At 36.5% G+C, this 11,715-nt stretch carries 9 protein-coding genes; all 9 read right to left on the bottom strand.

Translation table 11 applies throughout. The annotated features are described in order from the left end of the window. On the bottom strand, nucleotides 1-726 hold a 726-nt coding region (locus U9Q18_02450), incomplete at its 3' end, for an ornithine carbamoyltransferase (protein ID MEA3313219.1). A gap of 162 nt (nucleotides 727-888) precedes the next feature. Continuing rightward, nucleotides 889-1,695, bottom strand: a complete 807-nt coding sequence (locus U9Q18_02445) for an MBL fold metallo-hydrolase (GenBank protein MEA3313218.1) — start codon at nucleotides 1,693-1,695, stop codon at nucleotides 889-891. A 4-nt stretch (nucleotides 1,696-1,699) separates the two neighbouring features. Further along, nucleotides 1,700-3,076, bottom strand: coding sequence for an allantoinase AllB (gene allB / locus U9Q18_02440; protein ID MEA3313217.1), 1,377 nt, complete (start codon nucleotides 3,074-3,076; stop codon nucleotides 1,700-1,702). Between the two features lie 6 nt (nucleotides 3,077-3,082). Then, entirely contained in the window at nucleotides 3,083-4,816 is a 1,734-nt protein-coding gene (gene ade, locus U9Q18_02435) for an adenine deaminase (protein MEA3313216.1), read from the bottom strand. Further along, a complete protein-coding gene (ssnA, locus tag U9Q18_02430) occupies nucleotides 4,809-6,152 on the bottom strand; it encodes a putative aminohydrolase SsnA (GenBank protein ID MEA3313215.1) in 1,344 nt (447 codons plus the stop codon). Before ssnA ends, ade begins: the two co-directional genes overlap by 8 nt. Nucleotides 6,153-6,681: 529 nt before the next feature. Further along, nucleotides 6,682-7,254, bottom strand: coding sequence for a DUF169 domain-containing protein (locus U9Q18_02425; GenBank protein ID MEA3313214.1), 573 nt, complete (start codon nucleotides 7,252-7,254; stop codon nucleotides 6,682-6,684). A gap of 1,103 nt (nucleotides 7,255-8,357) precedes the next feature. Further along, the gene (locus tag U9Q18_02420) at nucleotides 8,358-9,563 is read right to left on the bottom strand and encodes an ABC transporter permease (protein ID MEA3313213.1); all 1,206 of its coding nucleotides are present in this window, start codon (nucleotides 9,561-9,563) and stop codon (nucleotides 8,358-8,360) included. A 2-nt stretch (nucleotides 9,564-9,565) separates the two neighbouring features. Continuing rightward, nucleotides 9,566-10,780, bottom strand: a complete 1,215-nt coding sequence (locus U9Q18_02415) for an ABC transporter permease (GenBank protein MEA3313212.1) — start codon at nucleotides 10,778-10,780, stop codon at nucleotides 9,566-9,568. Nucleotide 10,781: 1 nt separating this feature from the next. Beyond that, the gene (locus U9Q18_02410) at nucleotides 10,782-11,714 is read right to left on the bottom strand and encodes an ABC transporter ATP-binding protein (GenBank protein MEA3313211.1); all 933 of its coding nucleotides are present in this window, start codon (nucleotides 11,712-11,714) and stop codon (nucleotides 10,782-10,784) included. Between the last annotated feature and the right edge of the window lies 1 nt (nucleotide 11,715).

Below are 11,715 nucleotides of genomic sequence, written 5' to 3'. Positions count from 1 at the left end.
AACATCAGCATCTTTTGCCGCATCAAAAACATCATGCACTACATTGATTTTGCCTCCGCTTTTTTCTGCTGCCTTGTTTGCAAATGCCATGTATTCTGGATCTACATCATATTTTTCAGGGTATGCTAGCGTCAAATTCATACCGAGAAGCGAGGCTGCTATTGCCATTGTTTGTGGAACTCCTGCAGATTTGACCCTTCCGGAGTATGCCCAGCTCATTACAATTTTTTTGCTTTTCCAGTTTTGACCAAGTTTTTCAATCATTGTCATAATATCTGCCATAATTTGGAAAGGATGTTCTTTATCATCAAGTGCATTGAAAAGAGGGATATTTGCATTAGCCGACATGTGTTTTAAAATCTCTCTTGCCTGTCCATATTTTTCAAGGCCGTACATGCGAATCATAATGCCATCAACATAACGATCGAGAACTCTTGCGGTGTCAATCCAGGTTTCGTGATGTGCAATTTGCATAACTTCAGGAGTATGGAACTGTGCATGTCCTCCAAGCTGTGTCATTGCCGCTTCAAAAGAAGTTCTTGTTCTTGTTGAAGGGTTAGCAAAAATCATTGCAAGCGTTTTGTTCTTAAGTAGATTATCTTGTGGTTCTCCCAACGCTACTTTTCTTTTGAGATTAAAAGCTACATCAAAAATTGTTTCAAGTTCTTCTTTGCTAAAATCCATCAAGCTGATAAAATCTCTGTCTTTAAGTGCTTTTGTTAACATTTTTACTCTACCTCCTTATAGAATGTGATATTTTATATAATCAAATTCTCTTGGGTTAAGTTGCCGAAGAGTAGTGAATAGTAGATATTGTTCTTTTATTTTATTGCAACTTTTTAACCTTAAAAAATATGATATCTAAATTTCAAAGTAAGTCAAGGGGAATTAAAAATTGAATTTTGATGAAACTTCTGTAAAAATAACTCTTTTGCCAATTTTTTTGATAAACTCTATTCCAGGGAGAATCCCCGTGCAGTGTGATATTGTGACAAACTCAGGGTTCATACTGGCAATTAATTTTGCAGTTCTCTTAATTCTTCTCTCAGATGTATTTTTAAGGTGCATTCCTCCGATTACTCCGTGCAATTTGTTTATTCCTGTAATTTTCATTCCATAATTAATAATATTGATGATGCCTGAGTGCGCACAGCCCGTTAAAACAACCAGGCCTTTATCGGCTATTATATACAGCGAAACATCATCTTGAAAGGGATCTTTTTCAAGTTTGTTATTTATCTTTCTATAATACATTGTTTCTGTTAGTTCCCATTTATTTATTTTCGGTATTTCACCGGAGAAAATTATTCCTCGGGAAATTTCCACAGAATTTGCATAAAACTTTGTGTTAAATTTGCTTAAATTTGCTTTCAGGCCTATATTTTCCTTTAACTCTTTTGTGATTTTATATTTAGGATAAAGAACTGCAGGGTGGGCGAATATTTCAAATTGATTATTTTTTTTACTGAATGGTTTAATTCCTCCTGTGTGGTCATAGTGCCCATGGCTCAAAACAATTGTTCCAATATTTTTAGGGTCGATGCTTTTTATTTTGAGGTTATGCATTAGTGCATGACCCTGGCCAGTATCGTATAGAATTTTTTGTTGTTCGGTTTCTACGAGCGCGGAGAATCCGTGTTCTGCAATAAAACCTCTTTTTGTTGTATAGTTATCTACTATAATTGTTATTTTCATTGTACTATAAGTTGCTTCTTATGAGTTTTCCATAGCCTCTACTGCCTATTATTTCATATTTTTCGTCAAAGACAACCGTTCCCCTCACAATGGTTTTTGCTATTTTACCTCTCAGCGTGTATCCTGCGACAACGGAATATTTTCCTTTGCTTTCCAATTGTGCCGGGTTAACAATCCATTCTTTATTTAAATCTACAATTGTAAAATCTGCATCAGCTCCAACTTTTAAACTACCTTTTTCAGGATATAAGCCATAGCGTTTTGCTGCATTTTCACTTAGTAATTTTTGTATTTTGTTTAAGGTAAGCTTTCCGCTGTGATAACCATAGGTAAGCATGATAGGGACCATAAGTTGAGTGCCTGGTATTCCTGCATAATTTTCCCATATATTGTTTGAGGATTTTTCTTCCGGGTATTTCCCTGCTGCATGATCAGTTGCGATAAAATCAATTGAGCCATTTTGTAATCCTTCCCATAAGGCATTTTTGTCTTCTTCTTTACGGACAGGTGGTGCAGTTTTCAGAATTGGCCCGATTTTTTCAAGATCCCCGATAGTAAATAGAAGATAGTGCGGACATGTTTCGGTTGTTACGTCCAAATTGTGTTGTTTTCCCCACTTAATTACATTCAGGCCTTCTTTTGTAGTGAGGTGAACAATGTGCAATTTGTTTTTGACCTTTTCTGTGATTCCCAAAAGAGACCAGATAGCTTTGGGTTCTGCTTGATATACTCTTCCTTCAAACCAACTTTTTGCATCTATCCTTCCCATCTTTTTCATTAACTGTGAGTAGTAGTGTACGAGATTAAAATCTTCCGCATGTACTGCACATACTAAATTTAATGTTTTGAGTTCTCTAAAAGCCTTATCCATATCGGGAATAGTCATTCGCGGATAGAGCTCCATCCCCGAGGTGGTATAGAATTTTACTCCGATAATTCCTTTTTTTTTCAGTTCTCTCAATGTTTTTTTGTACTCATTTGATTCTACCTGTTCTGGCGTAACGCCTCCCCAAAAGCTGAAATCTACATACGCTTTCGGCTGCACGATGTTGAGTTTATTGTCAAAATTTTTGCCTGTTGTGATTGGGGGGATAGACGTGCAGGGCATATCAGCGATTGTTGTGATTCCGCCGGCTGCAGCACTTCTTGTACCTGTTTCAAAGTCCTCTCTCTTTGTAAAGCCCGGATCATCAAAGTGCACATGGGGATCTAAGAATCCCGGAAAAATTATATTTTCTTCCGCGTCTATTTCACTATCGCACGAAATTTTTGTATCATTGCCTGGGACAATAGCTTTTATTTTTTCTTTGTCAATATATATAGTTGCTTTTTCATTTTTCTCTTGTTTTGTTATGATATAGCCATTTTTTATGCGTATCATTTTTATCTATGTCCTTACAAAAAGAGGGACAAAAGCGAATTTATCTACATCAACAAGACCTTTATCAGTTATCTTTAATTTTGGAATAACGGCAAGAGACATAAAGGCAAGTGTCATAAATGGATCTGGCACTGCAGTACCGTTTTCTTTTTTTACAATTTCATGGAGTTTTATTAATATTTCTGAAGTTTCGTTAATTGATCTATTCGTCATAAGACCGCCATACGGAAGTGCAAGGGAACCAAGAACTTTACCATTTTTTATAATAGCAATCCCTCCTCCCATTGCTTCAATTTGTGCTATAGCAAGAAGCATGTCCTTATCATTTGTCCCGGTAACAATAATATTGTGCGAATCATGTGAAACCGATGTGGCAAAAGCACCACTTTTTAATCCCAATCCATTTATAAACCCTACTCCTACATTTCCTGTTGCCTTATGTCTTTCAATGACTGCAATTTTGATTATGTCTTTTTTGATATCCGATACTACAAGCCCATTTTTAACGCTTGGCGTGCAGTGTAATTCGCTGGTAATAACCGTATCGGGGTGAATGCCAATCACTCTGATTTTGCCGTTTCTTTTAGGTACCTTTAAATCGTTAAAGGTGACTGGTTTAATATTGATTGTATTTTTAACAGCGTCGTCGTGCAGCTGTCCCTTAAATTCAAATAGGGGTTTGCCATCAGATGCGACCAGCTTGCCATTTTTAAATACTTTTTCTATTTTCAAGATATCTTTAAAGACAACAATATCTGCACTGTAACCCGGAGCAATGCCTCCGTTTCTTTTGAACCCGAAAAAAGATGCAGGGTTCAGTGTAGCAAGCCTTATAGCGAGCGGAAGTGGAATTTTGTTTTTAAGCAGTAAAGAAATTGCAAAATTAACATGGCCTTCATGTACAAGGTCTTCTGGGTGTTTATCATCGGTGCAGAGAAGAATTCTATGCTTTGTGTGCTCGTTTAATATGGGGATAAGTCTTTGTACATCTCTTGTGAGAGAACCTTCTCGCATCATAATCCACATTCCCTTTGATAACTTTTCTTTTGCTTCCTCTGGTGTTGTGCATTCATGATCTGTCATCACACCGGAAGCAAGGTAAGCATTTAAATCTTTTCCCGAAAGTCCTGGCGAGTGGCCATCAATAATCCTATCTCGTGATATTGCAATTTTTGCCAATACCTCAGGATCTTTTGCAAGAAGGCCTGGATAATTCATCATTTCTGCGAGTCCCAAAACTTTTGGATTGTCTTTAAATATTGCAAGGTCTTCTGCGTAGAGATGTGCTCCGGATGATTCAAGAGGCGTTGCAGGCACACAACTTGATAACATAAAGTAAATATCCATCGGCAGGTTTTTAGCAGAGTTGATCATGAATTGTATGCCAGGAATTCCCGCTACATTTGCTATTTCATGAGGGTCTGCAATGGCTGTTGTTGTTCCTAAAGGGATTACAGCTCGTGCAAATTCAGGGGGAATTGACATGGTGCTTTCTATATGGAGGTGTGCATCTGTAAAAGACGGTGAAATATAAGATTTATTTACATTTATTATTTCTTTTGCTTTTTCATATGAGCCGATGCCAACAATAATTCCTTTGTGAATGAGAATATTTCCCGTTTCGATAGACACATTGAATACATTAACAATCTTTCCGTTTTTAAGAAGAAGATCTCCTTCCTTTGCTCCTCTTGCGACATCAATAATTTCTGCTAAATCTTCTTGCGTAAGATCAGGCATTCTGTATTTTTTCCCAGAATTTTTTTGCAATTTCTCTTGATTTTGTCATTACTTCTTCTTCATCTATTTCTGTAAGTTTGTGATCTTGCATAAGTACTTTCCCGTTGATTATTGTCGTATTTACCATGTTGTCTCTCATGCCAAAAATGAGATGGTAAAAAGCATTTGAACCATTGAACGGCGTGGGAGGAAAATAATCCAGGACAATAACATCGGCAGAGGCTCCTTCTTTAATTATTCCGACAGGCCTTGCAAAGAATTTTGCAAAGATTTTTCTGTTATTTTTAAATAGCATTTGCTGAATTTCATTTCCGCCGATACGAGGATCTTTGTTGTGCAGTTTTGGTAAAACATAAGCGACCTTTGCCGATTCAAACATTGACGGGGTATAGCCATCTGTTCCGAGCCCTACGAGTATTTCTTTTTCGAAGAATTTTAATAACGGTGCGACACCTACGGCATTATTCATATTAGACTCGGGATTATGTACGATCATTGTATTTGTATTTTTTAGTATGTCCATTTCATGCTTATCAATATGCACGCAGTGGATTGCAAGGGTTTTATCGCCTAGTATACCAAAATCATTCAGCCGCTCCACGACTCTTTTCCCGCTTTTTTGTAATGAATTTTCTACATCTTCTATCCCTTCTGCGACATGTATGTGGAAGCCCGTATCAAGGTTTTCAGCTGCTGCTTTGCTTTTTTCCAGCGTTTCATCGGAAAGCGTTAACGATGCGTGCATACCAAATGTTGCTGCAGTGAGTGTACTGAATGTATCTGTTTTCTTTTTTTGGATATAACGTACATTTTCATTGATGGATGCATCTCTCAATTCTTTTCCGCACCTATCAGATGTTTCATAACAGAGAGCAGAACGAACTCCAGTATCAATTGCTGCTTTTTCTAATATATCAAGACTTCCGTCCACTAATCCAAAAGAGGCGTGATGGTCTAGAATTCCTGTGGTCCCAACCTTTATTCCTTCGATGAGAGGAACAAGAGCGCTGTAATAAAGTTCTTCTTTTGTTGCCAGAGCTTTGTCCAGTTTCCACCATAATTTTTCAAGGATTTCTTTGAAGTTTTTAGGTGGCGCACCTTCTAACCCCATACCTCTTGCAAAAGTGCTGTACAAGTGCATATGCGTATTAAGAAAGCCCGGCATAATAAGACGATGCTCTACGTTCAGAAATTCTGCCTCAGGATATTTTTGTCGCAGCTCTTCTGTTTCTCCGATTTCTTTAATTACTTCATTATCTATGAGGATTGCGCCGTTTGTGATAAATTTGTCATTGTCGTCTAATGTTAGTATTAAACCATTCCCTATGATTTTCATATTGCCTCCTTGCGTATATTATATGCATTTTTATATTTTTCTGTCAAGTACAATGAAAAGAAAAATTGGAATGTCTATTATTTAGGAATAGTATTTCTTGTTGATGTGGCAATCACATTTTTTATTTTTTCTTTTGTTTTTTCTGCCCTTGCGCTCTTGCATTTTTTTTGTCATTCCGGACTTGATCCGGAATCTCATCTTTGTTTTTACTTTTCTTTGGCCTTTAAAGGAATCTTTAGGGAATGTGTCCCTCAAGATAAACAGAGACCCTGAAATAAAACTTGGCGTAATGCGACGGTTTTTTTGTCGTTGCGAGGAAGGAGCGTTGGTGACTGACGCGGCAATACCGCATTTGCTCTTTTCTTTAGATTTTGTACTAAGTTTAGTGAAACTAGTACGGCATCCTCAGTGGTAAAATATTCATTGGTATCAAATCTATAAGAAAATAATCAATTACTTTTTTTATAAGTGTTTTTCCCGCAGGAATTGAAGATTGGATGATCAAGATTTATTTCCTTTTAACCTTTGCTTATACAATGTTCCCTTTTAATATTTTTTTGTACATAGAATAAGGAAAGGCAACAATTAATTCTTCATTTTTTATACTGGCATATAAACGTGAATCCTTACAACCACAAGAAACGGTGGGATAATCAGTTTCCCAGGCAACAACTGTTTGCAAGCAAATTGATAAAAAAGGCCTTAACTCTGTTTTTAATATTTCTCCCGTATGCACAAAGTATAACCTTGATATTTCCATTACATCTTTTGGTAAAGCAAAGCTGACCAATATATCTGCTTCTTCTCCATTTAAGATAATGGACTTTATGTTTTTTGTATTTGAGACTTGAATCTTCTTTAGAACCCCATCAATAAGATTTATATTAACCTTGTTGTTGGATGAAAATTTCTGTTCAAAATCAGAAAGATTCTTTTGCCAACCAAAAGCAATTCGTGCTCCTTCACAATTTATATTTCCTTTGTTAATAATAATCTCTCTGTTATCAACCATTGCTTGATGAACAAATTCACAAAACCTACCTTTTTTGGACAAGTTTGTTTTTCTTTGCGTATCTAAGAATTTTACTTTTACCCAATTCATCCCTTCACCTCTCTGTATCCGGTCGATATGTTTCTTTGCTCGGAGGTAGAAAATTTCATCAATATCAACCTGTCAATGTAGTGTTCTCTAAATTGATTGGCTACCAAATTTTTCGTTTTCTATTTTAGTAACATCCAAGATTGTGTCAAGTGTTGTGGTATCTCTTTGTCTTTTCATTCTTTTTCTTTGTCATTGCGCGGGGGCTTTAGCCTATAAAGCAATCCGACCAATCCGACAGATTTATCGTCTTTGCGAGGGAGCCGTTAGGCGACTGCGGCAATCTCACTTTGCTCTCATCTTTTTGTTTTATACCTTTCAGGCACCTAAAAGGGGCAAGAACACCTGATAAACACTACATTTGTGGCATATCAACGGAGACCCCCTTAGAAGCTCCTACATCGAACGGTTTTAAAAAAAGGGAATATTTTGTTTTAATCACTGTCATAGCTCATAAGACACACGGAAACGCTATTAAATAATCCTGCATTTAACAGCGTTTCTGGGGGTGTCACGAAGGAATGCGGGTTTCTTGAAGGTACTTTTGCAGACAGTACAATCAAGGAACCCTTTATTTAAGCCAAAGTCATTTTTGAAATACTATTTAGGAAGAAGGGTAATTTAGAAAAAGTGCTAAGAAACGGCTTAAGTTCGTAGAAACGTAGTCTAATTTGAAGGGGTTAAGAGATACCCCCTCAATACTCCCATGTTTCTCTTTTGTCACTGTGCCTTTTTTGACATTGCGAGGACCCGAAGGGGCGTTTTTCTGCCCCTTGTCATCATATATACTACTCCAGGTTGTGAAGAAACATATCTTTGTTTTTACATCTTTTTCTGTTGCTTTTTCTTCGTCATTGCGCAGAGTGTAACGACAAAGCAATCTCGTTTTTTGTCTTTATGTTGTTTTTGTGCGAAAATAAATCAGTCGACCAAAATGGTTAAAATGGTGCCTGGCACAAAAATAACCACTTTTACATTGTAAATGCTCTTTGCGTTGTCTTTGCGCTTTTGTTTTTAGATTATAAACGACGTAAGATCTGTTTAAGCATTTATTTTGTGTGACTTTACACAGGAAAATTACTATTTAGTTATGGTATTTAGTTGGTTTATTCAAACTTGAAAAGCATCACAGCAAAGAAAAGCGTTACAATAGAAAATATAAGAAGCACATAAAAATTCGGAAGAATTGCCATCGCCCCAAACCCTCTTGTGATAATTTTATTAAACCCATTTATTGCCCAGTATTGAGGGGTAAACCGGGCGACATTCTGCATAAATTTTGGAACAATTTCAATAGGCCACCATGCGCCGCCAAACATACTTGTTACTATTGAAATAAGCACAGCAAACGCACCTGCCTGAGCAGAAGTCCGTATAAATACAGAAAGAAGCATTCCGATCCCGGTAACAGAGAGAACATAACTTATAGTAAGAAGCAAAACTCCTATAAGTGAATTTCCCCAGTTTACTTTTAGAATAAACTGGCCAAAAATAATAAGAATCATGAATTGAATAAATCCAACCAAGAAAAAGCTGAACATTTTCCCCGAGATTATAGAGAATTTCCTCGTTGGTGTTGTTAAAAGACTCGCAAGTGTCTTGTTGTGTCTCTCTCCTACCATTGCAACCGCTGCAAAGAGTACCCCCATCATAACAAACATTACGGCAAATCCGGGAGAAGACGCATTCATTCCGTTGGGTATACTTTCATCTCTTTTTTCAACGGATAAAATATTATACTCCACCCGAATAGGGGGTATAGGATTAAATGATGTGTCCGCTTTTTGAAATATTTTCCTCCATATATTTTCTTCCTGTTCGTCCGGAATAATTTTTCTCTCTCTTAATTTTTCAAGTGTAAAATTCGCTGAAAGTGCATCGATGGATATTCTGTTTGCTGTCTTCGTTATAAGCTCATCTAAAAAATAAGAGGAACTCTTTCCTGATTTCAAAATCTCAATTGTCGTGGATTTACCGTTCATAAGATTTTCTGAAAAATTCTCAGGTATCAATAAACCTGCAAAAAGCTCAGACTTTTTTACACGAGCTTTCATGTTGGTTTTGTCGCTTTCTCCAATAATTTCAATACCTTCTTCTTTTTCCAATGTACTTTTAAATGTTTCCCCGTAGATTCCTTTATCTCTGTTGAAAAAACCAACAGGGATTTTTTCATTTCCGCTACGCGGAGTACTCATAGTCCCTATAAGAGTAGTCCAGATGATTGGTATTAAAATAAGCCAGATAAGAGTCCCTCTATCACGAAATACTATTTTTAAAGAATGAAGCGCTATATAAACAATTTTTTTAAGCATCTTTACACTCCCTTCAGCTTTAACCTGAAAACACCAATAGAAAAGAAAATACTTGCCATAACGAGAAGGACAAGTGCATATGGAAAGATTGAGATAACTCCTCCTCCATCGTACATTAGCTTAAAAAATCCGTCCAGAGCCCACCTATTCGGTGTAAATTTGCTTGCTATGTTCATCCATCCCGGGAAAGTATATATAGGCCACATTGCACCACCAAGAAATCCAAATATCATTGATAACGCAGGACCTATATTTCCAATTTGCTCTTCACTTTTTGTAAATGAAGACAGGAGTGTCGAAAGCCCGGAGAAGGCTAATACGGCAGAGAGAATCATTATGGTAATGCCCGGAACAGAATCACCCCAGTTTACTTTATAAAATATGCTTGTAAACATTATAATGATGACAAATTGAAGAAGGGCAACAAGAAAAATACCAAAGAGTTTCCCTCCGATAATTTCTTTTTCACTTACAGGAGCAACTTTTATTCTGTCAAATGTCTTAATTCTTTTTTCCGTAAAAATTGTTTCAGCTCCTGAATTTGTTGCAAACAATAGATACATAATCCCCATTCCGACTGCATAATATTCCATTGCAAGAGGGTTTTTGGTATCCCTTTTTTCTGTCTCTTTATTAACCAAAACAATGTTTTCTTTACTTTCTATTTCCGAAAGCCACGTGAAAATTAAGTTTTGAATCTCCGAAGGTTGTATAAGATTTTCCGAATGCAAGAAATCAAGGGCAGTTTCCACAATTATTCTTCTTTTCAAAACCTCAAGAGTAAATGACTCGACAATATTCTTTATAACACTTGCTTTAATAGTCTGCTCAGGATCACCATAAACATTAATTTTAGTATTTTCCCCTTTTACAATAGATTCTGAGAATCCCTTTTCAATGACGACACCAGCTGCAATTTCACCTTTATTTATACTTTCTATTATCTCTTCTTCGCTTTTAACAAAGCTTATTTTTATCATATCCTTTAATTCATTCGAGCTAAATACATCATTTATCAGAATATTTGAAATCTCTCCTTTATCTTCATTTAAAACAGCAATATTAATTGTAAAAGGTTTATCTGTCCACAAAGGCTGAAAAACCATACCCAGCACAAGAATCAAAATCAATGGCATAGCAAGCAATACGATAAAAGAGACGCGATCTCTCGCTCGAATTCTTACATCCTTAACGCCAATGAGAAACATTTTTCTCATATTAATCCCTCAACTCCTTTCCTGTAAGGTGAAGGAATACGCTTTCTAAATTTGGCTCTTCAATTTCAACCCACTTAACCTTGACATTGCTTTTCCCAAGGATTTCCAATACGTCCGGTAAAACTTTTCTCCTATTAAGTGTTAATATTTCAATTGATTTATCAACTATCTCTACCTCATTTGTACTGGACATTTTTTTAATTGCTCCTGCTAAACTCCGGGGTATTTCATTTATCGTTACAATTTTTAGTGAGTCCATTTTGCCAACAAGAAGCCTCAATTCATTTTGAGTCCCGGATGCAATAATTTTACCTAAGTCCATAATAGCAACTCTATCACACAAAAATTCAACTTCTTCCATATAATGACTTGTGTAAAGAATTGTGAGGCCATTTTTGTTCAATTCCTTTAATGTAGCAAGAATGTTTGTTCTTGATTGAGGATCAACTCCCACTGTTGGCTCATCCAGTATAAGAAGCTCTGGCGAAGGCAACAAGCCCACTGCGATATTAATTCTTCTCTTCATACCGCCGGAGTATTTGTTGATTAGATCTCCGCTTCTTTTAGTTAAGCTGACAATTTGAAGAACTTTGCCCACTCTTTCGTGAAGTTGTTTCCCACCGAGTCCATACATTTTACCCCAAAAGAAAAGATTTTCTCTTGCGGAGAGTGTAGGATACAATGCAATATCTTGTGGGACAACGCCTATTCTCTTTTTTACCTCCATCGGCTCTTTTATTATTGATTTCCCATTTACAAATGCGTTACCTGAAGTAGGAGAAATTAAACAAGACAGCATTGAGACAGTTGTTGTTTTACCTGCTCCATTCGGACCGAGAAGCCCAAAAATCTCCCCTTTTTTAATCTCAAAACTTATGCTATCTACTACATTTTTTTCATCGTACATCTTTGTAAGTCTCTCTACCTTAACTATG

Source organism: Caldisericota bacterium (assembly GCA_034717215.1).
Taxonomy (GTDB): domain Bacteria; phylum Caldisericota; class Caldisericia; order Caldisericales; family Caldisericaceae; genus UBA646.
This window is presented reverse-complemented; position numbering and strand designations above follow the sequence as displayed.